Origin of the sequence: Massilia sp. CFBP 13721 (assembly GCF_014842025.1) — a bacterium.
Lineage (GTDB): Bacteria > Pseudomonadota > Gammaproteobacteria > Burkholderiales > Burkholderiaceae_D > Telluria.
On sequence record NZ_JACYUY010000026.1, the window covers coordinates 40,663 to 57,091 of the forward strand.

Consider the following 16,429-nt stretch of genomic DNA (forward strand, 5'->3'; position numbering starts at 1 on the left):
CACTTTATTGGGGCAGCTTGCTCACGGACACGTGCTGCAGCAGGTCGGCCACCGACGTCTGCAGCGTCTCGGCGATCGGCGCAGGATACAGGCCCATCCACAGTGTGGCGATTGCCAGCACGGCCAGGATCGCGAACTCGCGCTTGTTCAGATCGACCAGTTCGGCCACGTGGTGGTTGCCCACCGGGCCGAACACGACGCGCTTGACCATCCACAGCGAGTAGGCGGCGCCCAGGATCAGTGCGGTGGCAGCCAGCAGGCCGGTCCAGAAGTTGAACTGCACGGCGCCCAGGATGACCATGAATTCGCCGATGAAGCCCGAGGTGGCAGGCAGGCCGGCATTGGCCATCGAGAACAGCACGGCGAAGGCCGCGAACTTCGGCATCGTGTTGACGACGCCGCCGTAGTCGGCGATTTCACGCGAGTGCACGCGGTCGTACAGCACGCCGATGCAGAGGAACATCGCGCCCGACACGAAGCCGTGCGAGATCGACTGCATCAGGCCGCCCTGCACGCCCATGTCGTTGAAGATGAAGAAGCCGAGCGTGACGAAACCCATGTGGGCGATCGACGAGTAGGCAACCAGTTTCTTCATGTCCTTCTGGACCAGGGCCACGAGACCAATGTAGATCACGGCGACCAAGGAGAGCACGATGACGACCGGGGCCAGGTAGTGCGCGGCGTCCGGGGTGATCGGCAGCGAAAAACGCAGGAAGCCGTAGGCGCCCAGTTTCAGCATGATCGCGGCCAGCACGACCGAACCGCCGGTTGGCGCTTCGACGTGGGCGTCCGGCAGCCAGGTGTGCACCGGCCACATCGGCACTTTCACGGCGAAAGCCATGAAGAAGGCGATGAAGATCAGGATCTGTTCCTTCATGCCCAGCGCCTGCACGTGCCACTTCTGGATGTCGAAGGTGCCCGAGACGTTGTACAGGTAGATGATCGCGATCAGCGTCAGCAGCGAACCGAAGAACGTGTACAGGAAAAACTTGAATGCCGCGTACACGCGATTCGGGCCGCCGAACACGCCAATGATGATGAACATCGGGATCAGCGTGGCTTCGAAGAAGAAGTAGAACAGCACGCCGTCGAGCGAAGCGAACACGCCGATCATCAGGCCCGACAGCAGCAGGAAGGAACCCATGTACTGCGCCACGCGCTCCTGGATGACTTCCCAGGCGGCGAGGATGACGATGACGGTGATGAACGCGGTCAGCGGAATGAACCACAGCGACAGGCCATCGACACCGAGACGGTAGAAGATGTTGAAGCGCTCGATCCAGGCCGACACTTCATAGAACTGCATGCCGTGGGCGGCGTTGTCGAAGTTGGCGATCAGCGGGATCGTCGGCAGGAAGCTGACGACACCGCCGGCGAGCGCCAGCAGGCGCACGAAGCCCCGGTTGGTGTCGCGCCCGACGGCGAGCACGAGCACGCCGAACAGGATCGGGAGCCAGATCGCCAGGCTCAGGTAGGGAGGAAATGTAGAGATCGTAGACTGCATCATTTGTCTTTTTCTTTGCCTGTGATTAGCGCCAGAACGGGAAGAAGTACAGCAGGGTCGCCATGACGCCCACGATCATCACGAACGCGTAGTGATAGATGTAACCGGTCTGGAACGTACGGGTGATCGTCGAGAACCAGCCGATCATCTTGGCGCTGCCGTTGACCATCAGGCCGTCGATCAGCGCGCGGTCGCCGCCCTTCCAGAGGCCGGTACCGACGGCGCGTGCGCCGCCGGCGAACACCGCCTGGTTAAACTTGTCCATGTAGTACTTGTTGTCCAGCAGCGTGTGCAGGAACTTGAACTTGTTGTAGAACCAGGCCGGGACGCGTGGATTGACCATGTAGCAGTAGTAGGCGAATGCAACGCCAGCCAGTGCCAGCCAGAACGGTGCGGTCTGCAGGCCGTGCAGTGCCATGGCGCCGGCGCCGTGGAACTCTTCGCGCAGGGTTTCCATCGCGGTGTGGTTTTCGCCGACGAAGATCACGTCCTTGAAGAAGTCGCCGTGCAGCATCGGACCGATCGCCAGGTAACCGATGATCACCGACGGAATCGCCAGCAGGACCAGCGGCAGGGTCACGACCCATGGCGACTCGTGCGGCTTCTGGCCAGGGGCCAGGCCGTGGTGGCCGTGGTCTTCTTCGTGGTGCGCATCCGAATCGTGCTCGGCGTGCGGGTCGGCATGGCTGTGGTCCGCGGCAACGGCTTGCTTGTGGTCGTCATGGGCATGCGAATCGTGCGCATGGGCTTTACCAAAGCGCTCTTCTCCGTGGAACACCAGGAAATACATGCGGAACGAATAGAACGCAGTCACGAACACGCCGGCCAGCACCGCGAAGTTGGCGAAACCGGCGCCCGGGATGTTCGATGCGTGCACCGCTTCGATGATCGAATCCTTCGAGTAGAAGCCCGAGAAGAACGGGGTACCGATCAGGGCCAGCGAGCCCAGCAGCGAGGTGATCCAGGTGATCGGCATGTACTTGCGCAGGCCGCCCATGTTGCGCATGTCCTGGTCGTGGTGCATGCCGATGATGACCGAACCGGCGCCCAGGAACAGCAGTGCCTTGAAGAACGCGTGGGTCATCAGGTGGAACACGGCGACGGAATATGCCGATGCGCCCAGCGCGACCGTCATGTAGCCCAGCTGCGACAGCGTCGAGTAAGCGACGACGCGCTTGATGTCGTTCTGGATGATGCCCAGGAAGCCCATGAACAGCGCGGTGATCGAACCGATGACGATGACGAAGGACAGTGCGCCATCCGACAGTTCGAACAGCGGCGACATGCGCGCCACCATGAAGATGCCGGCGGTAACCATCGTCGCGGCGTGGATCAGTGCCGAGATCGGGGTCGGGCCTTCCATCGAGTCGGGCAGCCAGACGTGCAGCGGGAACTGCGCCGACTTGCCCATTGCGCCGATGAACAGGCAGATGCAGGCGGCGGTCAGCAGCGGCCAGCCGATGCCCGGCACGACCATGCCGGCCAGCTTGTCGGCTTGCAGGAAGGTTTCGCCGTAGTGCATCGTGCCCGAGGCGGCCAGCAGCAGGCCGATACCGAGGATGAAGCCGAAGTCGCCGACGCGGTTGACCAGGAAGGCCTTCATGTTGGCGAAGATCGCGGTCGGACGGGTGTACCAGAAACCGATCAAGAGGTACGAGACCAGGCCCACCGCTTCCCAGCCGAAGAACAGCTGCAGGAAGTTGTTCGACATGACCAGCATCAGCATCGCGAACGTGAACAGCGAGATGTACGAGAAGAAGCGGTTGTAGCCGTCGTCCTCGGCCATGTAGCCGATCGTGTAGATGTGCACCATCAGCGACACCGAGGTCACGACGCACATCATCATTGCCGACAGCGTGTCGATCTGGAAGCCGACCGCCAGCTTGATGGTGCCGACCTGCATCCAGGTATAGATGTCCTGGTTGAAGGTGGCGCCATCGAGCACCGCCAGCAGGGTCTGCACCGAGATGATCAGGGCGATCAGGACACCGAGGATGGTTGCCGAGTGGGAGACCTTGCGGCCGACCACGTTACCAAGGAACTTGGTACCGAGCAGGCCGGCAATTGCCGAGCCTGCCAGCGGCGCCAGCGGCACCGCGAGTAGGAGTGAGGAAGAAAGCTGCTCCGCCATGTTGAACCTTATTCGTTATTGTTAATCAACCGAGACCGGTCAGCCCTTGAGGCTGTCGAGGTCTTCCACATTGATCGTGTCCAGGTTGCGGAACAGGACCACCAGGATCGCCAGGCCGATCGCCGATTCGGCGGCCGCGACGGTCAGGATGAAGAACACGAAGATCTGCCCCGCCGCATCGCCCAGGTAGTGCGAGAAGGCGATGAAGTTCAGGTTCACCGCCAGCAGCATCAGTTCGATGGCCATCAGCAGGATGATGATGTTCTTCCGGTTCAGGAAGATACCGACGATCGAGATCGCGAACAGGATCGCGCCCAGGACCAGGTAGTGTGCAAGCGATACAGTCATGGGGTCTCCTTGTTCGGCGCGGCCGCGGTTGCTGCAGCAGCTGCGGCGGCCACGTTGGCTTCGTCGATGGCGCGCTGGTTCACCGGCGCCATCTTGACGATGCGCAGGCGGTCGTTACGCTGGACGCGCACCGCGGCGCCCGGGTCGATGGCTTTGCTGTCCTTGCGCTTGCGCAGGGTCAGGGCCACGGCGGCGATGATCGCCACCAGCAGGATCACGGCGGCGATCTCGAAGCCGTAGATGTACCTGGTGTAGATCAGGCGGCCCAGTTCCTTGGTGCCGCCGATGTTCAGCGCGGCCGCTTCCGGCGTCTGGGCAAAGCCGCTGTAGCCGTTCCACAGCACCAGCGCCATCTCGATGACGACCACGGCGCCGATGATCAGGGCCATCGGCAGGTAGCCGAGGAAACCTTCGCGCATGCGGTCGACGTTAATGTCGAGCATCATGACGACGAACAGGAACAGCACCATGACCGCGCCGACGTACACCAGCACCAGCACGATGGCGAGGAACTCGGCCTTCAGCAGCAGCCAGATGCCGGCGGCGTTGAAGAACGCGAGCACGAGGAACAGCGCGGCGTGCACCGGGTTCTTCGCAGTGATGACGCGCAGCGCGGACAGCACCATGATGGCCGCGAAGACGTAGAACAAACCAGTTGTGAATTGCATGACTTGACGGGCCTTTTTCTTATCGGTACTTCGCGTCAGCCGCTCTAGCGGCAGCGATGTCGGCTTCGTAGCGGTCGCCCACGGCCAGCAGCATCTCTTTGGTGTAGTAGAGATCGCCGCGCTTTTCGCCGTGGTATTCCAGCACGTGGGTCTCGACGATCGAGTCGACCGGGCAGGACTCTTCGCAGAAGCCGCAGAAGATGCACTTGGTCAGGTCGATGTCGTAGCGCGTGGTGCGGCGGGTGCCGTCTTCGCGCTGCGCCGACTCGATCGTGATGGCCATCGCCGGGCACACCGCTTCGCACAGTTTGCAGGCGATGCAGCGCTCTTCCCCGTTCGGGTAGCGGCGCAGCGCGTGCAAGCCGCGGAAGCGGTTCGACATCGGCGTCTTTTCTTCCGGATACTGCACGGTGATCTTGCGCGACAAGGCGTACCGGCCCGTCAGGGCCAGACCCTTGAACAGTTCGGACAGCATCAGGCTGCCGAGGATTTCTTTGATTCGGTTCATTTTGATGTGCTTCCTTACTTCCAGATATTCCAGGACGTCTGCATGACGCCGGCCACCAGCACCAGCCACACCAGCGTGATCGGAATGAACACTTTCCAGCCCAGGCGCATGATCTGGTCATAGCGGTAACGCGGGAAGGTGCCGCGGACCCAGATCATCATCGAGACCAGCGCGAACATCTTCAGGAACAGCCAGAAGAAGCCGCCGAAGGCGCCGCCGAATTCCAGGAACGAGAACGGTGCGTGCCAGCCGCCGAGGAACATGATCGATGCCAGGGTGGCGATCAGGATCATGTTGGCGTATTCGGCCAGCATGAACATCGCGTACGACATGCCCGAGTACTCGACCATGTGGCCGGCGACGATCTCCGACTCGCCTTCCACCACGTCGAACGGGTGGCGGTTACATTCGGCCAGGCCGGAGACGAAATAGATCACGAACAGCGGCAGCAGCGGCAGCCAGTTCCACGACAGGAAGTTCAGGCCGTTGGACGCTGCCATGCCGACGTTCTGGCCGGCGACGATGTCCGAGAAGTTCAGGCTGCCCGAGACCATCAGCACCACGACCATCACGAAACCCATCGGGATTTCATAGGAAATCATCTGGGCCGAAGCGCGCATCGCGCCCATGAACGAGTACTTCGAATTCGACGACCAGCCGGCGATGATGATGCCGTAAACTTCGATCGAGGTAATCGCCAGGAGCAGCAGCAAGCCGGCGTTGACGTTGGCCAGCGCCGCGTCCGGGCCGAAAGGCACGACCGACCAGGCGGCCAGTGCCGGCATGATCGTCATGATCGGGCCCAGCACGAACAGCTTGGTGGTGGCTTTCGCCGGAATGACGATCTCTTTCAGCAGCAGTTTGACCGCATCGGCGATCGGCTGCAGCAGGCCCATCGGACCGACGCGGTTCGGGCCGACGCGGATCTGGATCCAGCCGATCAGCTTGCGTTCCCACAGGGTGGCGTAAGCGACCAGGCCCATCAGCGGCAGCAGCACGCACAGAATCTTGGCCACGGTCCAGGCCAGCGGCCAGACCGGGCCCAGCAGCGATTCGCCGCCGGTATAGATGTTATCGATAAAACCGGGCGTTGCCATTACTTGCCCTCCCCTGCTTTTTCAACTGCTTTTTCAATGGAAATCGAACCGAACATCGCGCCCAGCGTGGCCGTTGCCGGATGCGCGGCGGCGACGCGGACGACGTTCGCCGGCAGGCGCGCGTCGATGTCGGCGACCAGCAGCGCGCTGCCGTTGCCTTGCGTGACTTTCACCACGTCGCCGGCCTTCACGCCCAGCTTTTCAGCCAGCGCCTTCGGCAGGCGTGCCAGCGGCTGCTGGCCATCGGCCGTACGCAGCAGCGGTTCCGAACGGCGCGCGATGGCGTCGGCGAAATAGATCGGCACGTCGGCGATACGCTGCAGCGAACCGGACTCTTCACGGTCCGCCGCTGCGGCACGGTTGGCTGCCGACGGGGCCAGCTTGGCCACGTTGTTCAGCTTGCTGGAGTGATCGGTTACACCTTTACCCAGCGCTTCGTCGCGGATCGATTCGGCGGTGTCGTAGTCAAAACCTTGCAGGCCGAGCAGGTTGCCCAGCACGCGCAGCACTTTCCAGGCCGGACGGGTCTCGCCCAGCGGTTTCACCGTGCCGTTGAAGCTCTGTGCGCGGCCTTCGCAGTTCACGAAGGTACCGGCGGTTTCGGTAAACGGCGAGATCGGCAGCAGCACGTCGGCATACTCGAAACCATGCTTGAACGGCGACATGGCGACGACCATCTCGGCGCCGGCCAGTGCGGCGACGGCTTGCTGCGGATTGGCCGCATCGAGTTCCGGTTCCGCGTTAAGCAGAACATAAGCCTTCTTCGGTACGCTGAACAAATCGGCATTGCTCGTGGCGCCCACCAGGTGGCCGCCGACCGTGTTCGCCGCTTCGACGAAATAACCGAACTTGGCGCCGGTGGCGTTGGCGATCCATTGCGCGGCGGCGTGGATCTGCGATGCCTGCGGATGGTGCGTCACGGCGTTACCGAGCAGGATCGCGCCCGGCACCTCGCCGTCGATCGCGCTAAGGGAAGCGGCGATGGCTTTGGCCACGTCGCCGGCCTGCACGTTCTCGAAGCCGCTTGGCGCTGCGGTTTCCTTGGCGGCGGCAACGGCCGAGACCACTTCCGACAGCACGGCCAGCCAGTCAGCCGGCGCGGCGATGAGCTTGTTGGCGGTCGGGATCAGGTTGTCGTCATCAGCGCCGTGCAGGATCGACAGCTTGGCGCCGGCTTTCACAGCGGTACGCAGGCGGGTCGCGACCAGCGGGTGGTCCTTGCGCAGGAACGAACCGATCACGAAGGCACGTTTCAGGTTCGACAGCTCGGCGATCGGCATGCCCAGCCATGGCGTGACGGCACCGTCCAGCGCGAAATCGCTCTGGCGCAGGCGGAAGTCGACGGCGTTGACGCCGAAGCCGCGCATGGCTTTGTTCAGCAGGAACAGTTCTTCGACGGTCGAGTGCGCGGTGGCGACGGCGGCGATGCTGTCGGCGCCGTGCTCGTGACGGATGTTGCGCAGGCCGTGGGCGACGTATTCCAGCGCCGTCTGCCAGTCGGTCTCTTGCCACTGCCCGCCCTGCTTGATCATCGGATTGATCAGGCGGTCGGCATTGTCCAGCGCTTCGTACGAGAAGCGGTCCTTGTCGGACAGCCAGCATTCGTTGATGTGCTCGTTCTCGAGCGGCAGCACGCGCATCACTTTACCGCCCTTGACCTGGACGATCAGGTTGGTGCCGAGCGAGTCGTGCGGCGACACCGACTTGCGGCGCGACAGTTCCCATGGACGAGCGCTGTAGCGGAAAGGTTTACTAGTCAGCGCGCCGACCGGGCACAAGTCGATCATGTTGCCCGACACTTCCGAGTCGACGGTCTTGCCGACGAAGGTCGTGATTTCCGAGTGCTCGCCGCGGCCCAGCATGCCGAATTCCATCACGCCGGCCACTTCCTGGCCGAAACGTACGCAACGGGTGCACTGGATGCAGCGCGCCATCTCTTCCATCGAGATCAGCGGGCCGGCTTCTTTCGGCGTGACCACGCGCTTTTCTTCGTTGTAGCGCGAATTGCTTTTACCGTAGCCGACGGCCAGGTCCTGCAGCTGGCATTCGCCGCCCTGGTCGCAGATCGGGCAATCGAGCGGGTGGTTAATCAGCAGGAATTCCATGACCGACTTCTGCGCCGCAACAGCCTTGTCGCTGTGGGTGCGCACGATCATGCCCGGCGACACTGGCGTGGCGCAGGCAGGCATCGGCTTCGGTGCTTTTTCCACTTCGACCAGGCACATGCGGCAGTTGGCGGCGATCGACAATTTCTTGTGATAGCAGAAGTGCGGAATGTAAGTTCCGAGTTTGTTTGCGGCGTCCATCACCATGGAACCTGGTGCGACTTCGACTTTTTTGCCGTCTAATTCAATTTCAACCATTTGATCGTTACCTGACCTGGCTTAAAGGTATGCGGGCACTAGACACTGCTTGTGCTCGATGTGATGAATGAATTCCTCACGGAAGTTCTTGATCATGGCTTCGACCGGCATCGCGGCGGCTTCGCCGAGTGCGCAGATCGTGCGGCCCTTGATGTTGAACGCGACGTTGTTCAGGAGCTCGATGTCCTCCGGGCGGCCCTGGCCGTTTTCGATACGGTGCACCATGCGGTACAGCCAGCCGGTGCCTTCGCGGCACGGCGTGCACTGGCCGCACGACTCTTCGTAATAGAAGTAGGACAGGCGCAGCAGCGACTTGACCATGCAGCGCGTTTCGTCCATGACGATGACGGCGCCCGAACCGAGCATCGATCCCGCTTTCGCGATCGAATCGTAGTCCATGTCCGTTTCCATCATGACTTCGCCACGGATCACCGGCGCCGACGAACCGCCTGGAATCACGGCCTTGATCTTCTTGCCACCGCGCATGCCGCCGGCCAGCTCGAGCAGCTTGGCGAACGGGGTGCCCAGCGGAATCTCGTAGTTGCCCGGACGCTCGACGTCGCCCGAGATCGAGAAGATCTTGGTGCCGCCGTTGTTCGGCTTGCCCATCGCCATGTAGTTTTCCGGGCCGACGTTCAGCAGGAACGGCACCGCGGCGAAGGTCTCGGTATTGTTGATCGTGGTCGGCTTGCCGTACAGGCCGAACGAGGCCGGGAACGGCGGCTTGAAGCGCGGCTGTCCCTTTTTACCCTCGAGCGACTCCAGCAGTGCGGTCTCTTCGCCGCAGATGTAGGCGCCGTAGCCGTGCGCGGCGTGCAACTGGAAGTTGAACGTCGAACCCATGATGCCATCGCCCAGGAAACCGGCGGCGCGCGCCTCTTCCAGCGCTTCTTCGAAACGCAGGTATTCCTGGAAGATCTCGCCGTGGATGTAGTTGTAGCCCACGGTGATGCCCATCGCGTAGGCGCCGATGGCCATGCCTTCGATCAGCGCGTGCGGGTTGTAGCGAATGATGTCGCGGTCCTTGAACGTACCCGGCTCGCCTTCGTCGGTGTTGCAGACGAGGTATTTCTGGCCAGGGAACTGGCGCGGCATGAAGCTCCACTTCAGGCCGGTCGGGAAACCGGCGCCGCCGCGGCCGCGCAGGCCCGAGGCCTTCAGGTCGGCGATGACCTGTTCCTGGGTGACGCCACCCTCGAGGATACGGCGCAGGGCCGAATAGCCGCCGCGCTTGACGTAGTCTTCCAGGTGCCAGTTTTCGCCGTTCAGATCCTTCAGGATCAGCGGATTGATGTGACGGTCGTGCAGGCTGGTCATTACTTGATTTCCTTCAGTTCATCCACCAGGGCGTCGATCTTGTCGTTGCTCATGAACGAGCACATGCGGTGGTTATTCACCAGCATGACCGGCGCATCGCCGCAGGCGCCCATGCACTCGCCCTCTAACACGGTGAACTGGCCGTCTTCGGTGGTGCCGCGGAACTCGACGCCGAGCTTGTGCATCAGGTGGTGGGCGGCACGCTCGCCGCCGGACAAGGCGCACGGCAGGTTGGTGCACACGGTGATCTTGTGCTTGCCGACCGGGCGGGTGTTGTACATGTTGTAGAAGGTCGCCACTTCCTGCACGGCGATGGCCGGCATGCCGATGTAGTCGGCGACTTCCTGCATGGTATCGGGCGACAGCCAGCCCAGTTCGACCTGGGCGTGGGCCAGCGCGGCCATCACGGCCGATTGACGCTGGTCCGCCGGGTACTTGCCCAGCTCGCGGTCGATTTTTTTATAGCACTGCTCGGATAACAACATAATCTTTCTGCCTTTGAACTTATCGGTCAATGGAACCGAAAACGATGTCCTGGGTGCCGATGATCGTGACGGCGTCGGCGATCATGTGGCCACGCGCCATCTCGTCCAGGCTCTGCAGGTGGGCATAGTCGGGGGTGCGGATCTTCAGGCGGTATGGCTTGTTGGCGCCGTCGGAAACGATATAGATGCCGAACTCGCCCTTCGGGTGCTCGACCGCGGCATACGCCTCGCCCGGCGGGACGTGGAAGCCTTCGGTGAACAGCTTGAAGTGGTGAATCAAGGACTCCATGTTCGACTTCATCTCTTCGCGTGCAGGCGGGACGATCTTGTGATTATCGATCATCACCGGGCCCTGGTTCACGCGCAGCCAGGCGATGCACTGCTTGATGATGCGGTTCGACTGGCGCATCTCTTCCATGCGGACCAGGTAGCGGTCGTAGGAGTCGCCGTTGGTGCCAACCGGGATGTCGAAGTCGAGCTTGTCGTACACGGCGTACGGCTGCGTCTTGCGCAAGTCCCAGGCCACGCCCGAACCGCGCAGCATGGCGCCGGTGAAGCCCATCGCTTTCGCGTCTTCCGGCGACACCACGCCGATGCCGACGGTACGCTGCTTCCAGATACGGTTATCGGTCAGCAGGGTTTCGTATTCGTCCACGTAGCCGTCGAAACGCTTCGTAAACGACTCGATGAAGTCCAGCACCGAACCCTGGCGGTCTTCGTTCAGGGCATCGATCGCCTTCTTGCTGCGGATGATCGATTCCTTGTGCTTCGGCATGAAGTCCGGCAGGTCGCGATACACGCCGCCCGGGCGGTAGTAGGCCGCGTGCATGCGCGCGCCCGACACCGCCTCGTAGACGTCGAACAGGTCTTCGCGGTCGCGGAAGGCGTACAGGAACGGACCCATGGCGCCGATGTCGAGCGCGTGTGCGCCGAGCCACATCAGGTGGTTCAGCAGGCGCGTGATCTCGTCGAACATGACGCGGATGTACTGCGCGCGCACCGGCGCTTCGACGCCGAGCAGCTTTTCGACGGCCAGCACGTAGCCGTGCTCGTTGCACATCATCGACACGTAGTCGAGGCGATCCATGTACGGCACCGACTGCAGGTAGGTGCGCGTTTCGGCCAGCTTCTCGGTGCCGCGGTGCAGCAGGCCGATGTGCGGGTCGGCGCGCTGGATCACTTCGCCGTCGAGTTCAAGCACGAGGCGCAGCACGCCGTGCGCTGCCGGGTGCTGCGGACCAAAGTTCAGGGTGTAATTCTTAAGCTCAGCCATTATTTCATCCCGTAGGTTTCTTCGCGGATCACGCGCGGGATGTTCTCACGCGGCTCGATCGTCACGGGTTGGTAGATCACGCGCTTCTGCTCGGGGTCGTAGCGCATTTCGACATAGCCCGAAATCGGGAAGTCCTTGCGGAACGGGTGGCCGATGAAGCCGTAGTCGGTCAGGATGCGGCGCAGGTCACCGTGTCCGTCGAACAGGATGCCGTACAGGTCGAAGGCTTCGCGCTCGTACCAGTTGGCGGCGCGCCAGATCGACGTGATCGATTCCACGATCGGCATTTCGTCGTCGGGGGCGAAGACGCGCACGCGCACGCGCCAGTTATTCGCCAGCGACAGCAGGTGGGTGGTGACCGCGTAGCGCGGGCCGTCCCAGGTGCCTTCCCCATATTGGGAGTAATCGACGCCGCACAAGTCGATCATTTCTTCGAATGCGAGCGACGGGTCGTCGCGCAGGGTCTGCATCGCCTTGAGGTAATCGGCGGCCTTGACCACCACGGTCACTTCGCCGAGCGCTGCCGAAATGGCGGCGCCCTCGCCGAGTGCTTTTTCCAGGGCGAGTTGGAGGACTTCGAGTTTTGTCGTCATGGTGTTTCCGGCAGTGTATTAACGCGCGATCGTGTTGGTGCGCTTGATCTTGTTCTGCAACTGCATGATGCCGTACAGCAGCGCTTCCGCCGTCGGCGGGCAGCCCGGCACGTAGACGTCGACCGGTACGATGCGGTCGCAGCCGCGCACCACCGAGTACGAGTAGTGGTAGTAGCCGCCGCCGTTGGCGCAGGAACCCATCGAGATAACCCAGCGCGGCTCGGCCATCTGGTCGTAGACCTTGCGCAGTGCCGGCGCCATCTTGTTGCACAGCGTGCCGGCCACGATCATCACGTCGGACTGGCGTGGCGATGGACGGAACACAATGCCGAAGCGGTCGAGGTCATAGCGGGCTGCGCCCACATGCATCATCTCGACCGCGCAACAGGCCAGGCCAAACGTCATCGGGAACATCGATCCCGTGCGCGCCCAGTTGATCAGCTTATCGGCTGTGGTGGTAATGAAACCTTCGTTTAGAACGCCTTCATGAATAGCCATGGCTTATTCCCAATCAAGGGCACCTTTCTTCCAGATGTACCAGAAACCAACCACGAACTCGGCAATGAACACCATCATCGTGATGAAGCCGGTCCAGCCCAGTTCGCGCATGGAGACGCCCCATGGGAAGAAGAATGCCGTTTCCAGATCAAACAAAATAAAGAGAATCGCGACCAGATAGTAACGGACGTCGAATTTCATGCGCGCGTCTTCGAAAGCTTCGAAGCCGCATTCATAAGGGGAGAGCTTGGCAGCATCGGGCCGTTGCGGTCCGAGCAGATACCCGAGCACCTGGGGTGCGACGCCGACACCGACGCCAATCAGGATGAAGAGAAGAACGGGGAAATAATTTTCGAGGTTCACGATGGAGCCTATTTTGAACGATCGGGTTAATGAAACCACTGCATGCCTGCAGCGCCGTATCGCGCAATCCTGGCCACTGTCACCAGGACCGTACGACTGATCCTCGTAAAAAAAGCCAGCTCAGGCACGAGAGCAATCGCTCGTTTGCCCTTGCTGGCTTTTTCTGTATCTTGGTGCCGACGGCGAGACTCGAACTCGCACAGCTTGCGCCACTACCCCCTCAAGATAGCGTGTCTACCAATTTCACCACGTCGGCTGGAGACCAGTATTCTACCCTGCTTTAGCACCCTTTTTCAATGCTCAAATTGAGCCATCGCAAGGAAAAACAAGGAATTTCTCAAACTTTCCTTCGTTATGCCTTTGAAAACATGGCGAAAGAGGCATGAGGACCGGATAAATGCCCTGGTCAGGTAAATACCGGCTGTACTACGAGGACCTGCAGCAGCCTTGCGGCCGCTTTACTGCCAGAGACCGTAGGGTGGACGGCTCTGCCGTCCACGCGTTCAACACACGCTAGTGCATCGAAACGCCCCCACCAGCCTGTTGACTGCACGCGTGGACGGGAAATCAGTCCACCCTACAATGACAATTACTTGGCCGGACCCGGTTCCGACTGCGCAGGCGGCGCCGGCGACACCGTCGCGGGCACCGTCTCGGCAGGACCAGCCGGCGGCACGTCGACAGCCGGCGCCGTCGGCACGCCCGCGGTCGGGGCAAGCGCTTCAGGCGCAGTGGTCGTGGCCGGCACGTTCGCGCCGGCATTCGCAGGCACGCCATTGGCCGGCGCCGCCATCCGTTCCATCACGCCGCCGCTTGGCGCCGCGCTTGGGGTACGGTTGTTGCTCATGTACGCCAGCGACAGGGTCGAAGCGAAGAAGATGGCGGCCGCCACCGCGGTCGACTTCGACAGGAAGTTCGACGAACCGCTGGCGCCGAACAGGCTACCCGAGGCGCCGGAACCGAAAGCGGCGCCCATGTCGGCGCCCTTACCGTGCTGCAGCAGGACCAGGGCAATGATTGCCAGTGCGGAGATAACCTGCACGACAACAACAAGATTGAACATCACGCTCATACCAATTCCATTCCAAGTTTAACTACGTTGCAAATACTGAATTTCTGAATCAGGTGCTTGGTGGCACCGGGCGACTTCAGGCCGCCGCTTCCGCCGCGCCGATGATCGCCAGGAAGTCGGCCGCCTTGAGCGCCGCGCCGCCGATCAGGCCGCCGTCGATGTCAGGCTGCGCCAGCAGTTCGACCGCGTTATCCGGCTTCATGCTGCCGCCGTACAGGATCGCGACTTTTTCACTCGCCGCCGCGCTGCGTTCGCGCAGCTGGCTGCGCAATTGCGCATGCACTTCCTGCGCCATCGCCGGCGTGGCCGTCTTGCCGGTGCCGATCGCCCAGACAGGTTCGTAGGCGACCACGATACGCGCGATGGCGTCGTCGTCAAGCAGTTCCAGCACGGCAGACATTTGTTTGCCGACTACAACATTTGTTTGTCCCGCTTCGCGCTCGTCGAGCGTTTCGCCCACGCAGACGATCGGGGTCAGGCCGGCGTTCAATGCCGCCAGGGCCTTGTGCGCCACGTGCTCGCTCGTCTCGCCATGGTAGGCGCGGCGTTCCGAGTGGCCGACGATCGCGTAGCGGCAGCCGAACTCGGCCAGCATCGACGCGGCGACTTCGCCGGTGTAGGCGCCGCTCGCATGGAGCGACACGTCCTGCGCGCCCCAGGCCAGCGGCGTGCCGGCCAGCGCATCGGCGCATTGCTGCAGGTAGGGCGCCGGCACGCACACGGCGGCGTTTGCCTTCGCAATACTGCCCAGACCGTCAACAATGCCGCCGAGCAGCGTCGCGTTATTCGCGCGGCTGCCATTCATTTTCCAGTTACCTACAACGAGTTTGGGACGCATATTACCCCACAGTCAAATAACCCGCTATTCTAGCTGCCGTTCATGAGCGGGTCAAACAATGGCTGGGCTGGCGTGTTGAAAAGAGGTCAATGGAATTCGATGGTGTTGTAGGGTGGGCACTCGTGCCCACGCGGTCTTACTATATGCATATGGCAGAGCATTCGTCAGTTGAACGCGTGGGCGGAGGACCAGCCCACCTTACAGGTCTGATCCTAACGGCTAGCAAGTTCGACCGATAAGACTTGCATGAGATGTAAGGTGGGCGGGTCTCCCGCCCACGCGTTCAAGCAGCGCCAGCGCAGCCGTGCTTACACCACCGTGAGTACGATCTTCCCCACATGCGTACTCGACTCCATCAGCGCATGCGCCGCAGCCGCCTCCTCCAGCGGGAAGGTTTTATAGATCACCGGCTTCACCTTCCCCGCCTCCAGAAAGGGCCACACCCGCTCGCGCAGCTTGTTCGCGATCTCTCCCTTGAAGGCAACCGGCCGCGGCCGCAGCGTCGAACCGCTGATGGTCAAACGCCGCCGCAGCACCTGACCCAGGTCGACGTTCGCCTTGGCCCCACCCAGCAGCGCGATCAGCGCAATGCGCCCATCGTCCGCCAGGCAATCGATCTCGCGCGCCACGTAATCGCCGGCGACCATGTCCAGCACCACGTCGACGCCGCGTCCGCCGGTCAATTCCTTCACAACAGCGACGAAATCCTCGTCGCGGTAATTGATGCCGCGCTCGGCGCCGAGTTGCTCGCAGGCGCGGCATTTGTCGGCGCTGCCGGCGGTGGCGAACACGCGGTGGCCCAGGGCGGTGGCCAGCTGGATCGCGGTCACGCCGATGCCGGAAGTGCCGCCCTGCACCAGCAGCGTCTCGCCCTCGCTCAACTGGGCACGGTCGAACACGTTGGTCCAGACGGTGAAAAAGGTTTCCGGCAGCGATGCCGCCTCGACCATGCTCAAGCCGGCAGGCACCGGCAGGCATTGCGCCAGCGGCGCCGCGCAGTACTCGGCATAGCCGCCGCCCTGCACCAGCGCGCACACCATGTCGCCTTTTGAAAAACCGCTATCGCCCAGGTCGCCGTCGACGATCTCGCCCGCCACTTCCAGTCCCGGCAGGTCGGATGCGCCCGGCGGCACCGGATAGTTGCCCTGGCGCTGGAACACGTCCGGCCGGTTGATGCCGGCGGCGTGGACCTTGATCAGCACCTCGCCCACTTTCAGTTCCGGCGTTGGCCGCTCGCACGGCTGCAATACCTCGGGTTTGCCCGGCTTGGTGATTTCGATCGCGCGCATGGTTCGGCCTCCATTGAGAAAACAATCATTGTACGGCAGCGTTATCAGCCGTGTTTTTGTTGCTCTTTGGCGAAGCTATTTC

The 16,429-nt window shown here is 62.1% G+C and carries 16 protein-coding genes and 1 tRNA gene; all 17 read right to left on the reverse strand.

Going from position 1 to position 16,429, the window contains the following annotated elements; genetic code table 11:
- Nucleotides 1-4: 4 nt before the first annotated feature.
- The gene (locus IFT60_RS21070; protein ID WP_192055347.1) at nt 5-1,507 is read right to left on the reverse strand and encodes an NADH-quinone oxidoreductase subunit M; all 1,503 of its coding nucleotides are present in this window, start codon (nt 1,505-1,507) and stop codon (nt 5-7) included.
- 22 nt (nt 1,508-1,529) lie between these two features.
- Nucleotides 1,530-3,635 carry an NADH-quinone oxidoreductase subunit L gene (gene nuoL / locus IFT60_RS21075; protein WP_192055349.1) on the reverse strand — a complete coding sequence of 702 codons (2,106 nt, stop codon included), beginning with the start codon at nt 3,633-3,635 and terminating at the stop codon, nt 1,530-1,532.
- 39 nt (nt 3,636-3,674) lie between these two features.
- The gene (gene nuoK, locus IFT60_RS21080; RefSeq protein ID WP_192055352.1) at nt 3,675-3,983 is read right to left on the reverse strand and encodes an NADH-quinone oxidoreductase subunit NuoK; all 309 of its coding nucleotides are present in this window, start codon (nt 3,981-3,983) and stop codon (nt 3,675-3,677) included.
- Complete coding sequence (locus IFT60_RS21085) at nt 3,980-4,651, reverse strand: NADH-quinone oxidoreductase subunit J (RefSeq protein ID WP_192055354.1); 672 nt, start codon at nt 4,649-4,651, stop codon at nt 3,980-3,982. The genes nuoK and IFT60_RS21085 overlap by 4 nt, the downstream gene beginning before the upstream one ends.
- Nucleotides 4,652-4,670: 19 nt before the next feature.
- Nucleotides 4,671-5,159 carry an NADH-quinone oxidoreductase subunit NuoI gene (gene nuoI / locus IFT60_RS21090; protein ID WP_136218556.1) on the reverse strand — a complete coding sequence of 163 codons (489 nt, stop codon included), beginning with the start codon at nt 5,157-5,159 and terminating at the stop codon, nt 4,671-4,673.
- Nucleotides 5,160-5,173: 14 nt separating this feature from the next.
- On the reverse strand, nt 5,174-6,256 hold the full coding sequence (gene nuoH, locus IFT60_RS21095; protein ID WP_192055356.1) for an NADH-quinone oxidoreductase subunit NuoH: 1,083 nt from the start codon (nt 6,254-6,256) through the stop codon (nt 5,174-5,176).
- Nucleotides 6,256-8,619 (reverse strand): NADH-quinone oxidoreductase subunit NuoG, encoded by a 2,364-nt coding sequence (gene nuoG / locus IFT60_RS21100; protein ID WP_192055358.1) that lies wholly within the window; start codon nt 8,617-8,619, stop codon nt 6,256-6,258. The genes nuoH and nuoG overlap by 1 nt, the downstream gene beginning before the upstream one ends.
- 21 nt (nt 8,620-8,640) lie before the next feature.
- Nucleotides 8,641-9,936, reverse strand: a complete 1,296-nt coding sequence (gene nuoF, locus IFT60_RS21105; protein ID WP_192055359.1) for an NADH-quinone oxidoreductase subunit NuoF — start codon at nt 9,934-9,936, stop codon at nt 8,641-8,643.
- On the reverse strand, nt 9,936-10,421 hold the full coding sequence (gene nuoE, locus IFT60_RS21110) for an NADH-quinone oxidoreductase subunit NuoE (RefSeq protein WP_192055361.1): 486 nt from the start codon (nt 10,419-10,421) through the stop codon (nt 9,936-9,938). The genes nuoF and nuoE overlap by 1 nt, the downstream gene beginning before the upstream one ends.
- Before the next feature lie 19 nt (nt 10,422-10,440).
- Entirely contained in the window at nt 10,441-11,694 is a 1,254-nt protein-coding gene (locus IFT60_RS21115; protein WP_192055364.1) for an NADH-quinone oxidoreductase subunit D, read from the reverse strand.
- Complete coding sequence (locus IFT60_RS21120) at nt 11,694-12,287, reverse strand: NADH-quinone oxidoreductase subunit C (RefSeq protein WP_192055366.1); 594 nt, start codon at nt 12,285-12,287, stop codon at nt 11,694-11,696. Before IFT60_RS21120 ends, IFT60_RS21115 begins: the two co-directional genes overlap by 1 nt.
- Before the next feature lie 18 nt (nt 12,288-12,305).
- Nucleotides 12,306-12,785, reverse strand: a complete 480-nt coding sequence (nuoB, locus tag IFT60_RS21125) for a NuoB/complex I 20 kDa subunit family protein (protein ID WP_056333529.1) — start codon at nt 12,783-12,785, stop codon at nt 12,306-12,308.
- A gap of 3 nt (nt 12,786-12,788) precedes the next feature.
- Entirely contained in the window at nt 12,789-13,148 is a 360-nt protein-coding gene (locus tag IFT60_RS21130; protein WP_056336180.1) for an NADH-quinone oxidoreductase subunit A, read from the reverse strand.
- Between the two features lie 171 nt (nt 13,149-13,319).
- Nucleotides 13,320-13,404 (reverse strand) — tRNA-Leu (locus IFT60_RS21135).
- A 333-nt stretch (nt 13,405-13,737) separates the two neighbouring features.
- Nucleotides 13,738-14,220, reverse strand: coding sequence for a preprotein translocase subunit SecG (gene secG, locus IFT60_RS21140; RefSeq protein WP_192055369.1), 483 nt, complete (start codon nt 14,218-14,220; stop codon nt 13,738-13,740).
- Nucleotides 14,221-14,296: 76 nt separating this feature from the next.
- A complete protein-coding gene (tpiA, locus tag IFT60_RS21145; protein ID WP_192055372.1) occupies nt 14,297-15,058 on the reverse strand; it encodes a triose-phosphate isomerase in 762 nt (253 codons plus the stop codon).
- A gap of 308 nt (nt 15,059-15,366) precedes the next feature.
- Complete coding sequence (locus tag IFT60_RS21150) at nt 15,367-16,347, reverse strand: NAD(P)H-quinone oxidoreductase (RefSeq protein WP_192055374.1); 981 nt, start codon at nt 16,345-16,347, stop codon at nt 15,367-15,369.
- Nucleotides 16,348-16,429 lie beyond the last annotated feature (82 nt).

What these genes read in the sequence shown, in the direction of transcription:
- IFT60_RS21070 (WP_192055347.1), bottom strand. Translation starts at nt 1,507, where the DNA reads ATGATGCAGTCTACGATCTCTACATTTCCTCCCTACCTGAGCCTGGCG.
- nuoL (WP_192055349.1), bottom strand. Translation starts at nt 3,635, where the DNA reads ATGGCGGAGCAGCTTTCTTCCTCACTCCTACTCGCGGTGCCGCTGGCG.
- nuoK (WP_192055352.1), bottom strand. Translation starts at nt 3,983, where the DNA reads ATGACTGTATCGCTTGCACACTACCTGGTCCTGGGCGCGATCCTGTTC.
- IFT60_RS21085 (WP_192055354.1), bottom strand. Translation starts at nt 4,651, where the DNA reads ATGCAATTCACAACTGGTTTGTTCTACGTCTTCGCGGCCATCATGGTG.
- nuoI (WP_136218556.1), bottom strand. Translation starts at nt 5,159, where the DNA reads ATGAACCGAATCAAAGAAATCCTCGGCAGCCTGATGCTGTCCGAACTG.
- nuoH (WP_192055356.1), bottom strand. Translation starts at nt 6,256, where the DNA reads ATGGCAACGCCCGGTTTTATCGATAACATCTATACCGGCGGCGAATCG.
- nuoG (WP_192055358.1), bottom strand. Translation starts at nt 8,619, where the DNA reads ATGGTTGAAATTGAATTAGACGGCAAAAAAGTCGAAGTCGCACCAGGT.
- nuoF (WP_192055359.1), bottom strand. Translation starts at nt 9,936, where the DNA reads ATGACCAGCCTGCACGACCGTCACATCAATCCGCTGATCCTGAAGGAT.
- nuoE (WP_192055361.1), bottom strand. Translation starts at nt 10,421, where the DNA reads ATGTTGTTATCCGAGCAGTGCTATAAAAAAATCGACCGCGAGCTGGGC.
- IFT60_RS21115 (WP_192055364.1), bottom strand. Translation starts at nt 11,694, where the DNA reads ATGGCTGAGCTTAAGAATTACACCCTGAACTTTGGTCCGCAGCACCCG.
- IFT60_RS21120 (WP_192055366.1), bottom strand. Translation starts at nt 12,287, where the DNA reads ATGACGACAAAACTCGAAGTCCTCCAACTCGCCCTGGAAAAAGCACTC.
- nuoB (WP_056333529.1), bottom strand. Translation starts at nt 12,785, where the DNA reads ATGGCTATTCATGAAGGCGTTCTAAACGAAGGTTTCATTACCACCACA.
- secG (WP_192055369.1), bottom strand. Translation starts at nt 14,220, where the DNA reads ATGAGCGTGATGTTCAATCTTGTTGTTGTCGTGCAGGTTATCTCCGCA.
- tpiA (WP_192055372.1), bottom strand. Translation starts at nt 15,058, where the DNA reads ATGCGTCCCAAACTCGTTGTAGGTAACTGGAAAATGAATGGCAGCCGC.
- IFT60_RS21150 (WP_192055374.1), bottom strand. Translation starts at nt 16,347, where the DNA reads ATGCGCGCGATCGAAATCACCAAGCCGGGCAAACCCGAGGTATTGCAG.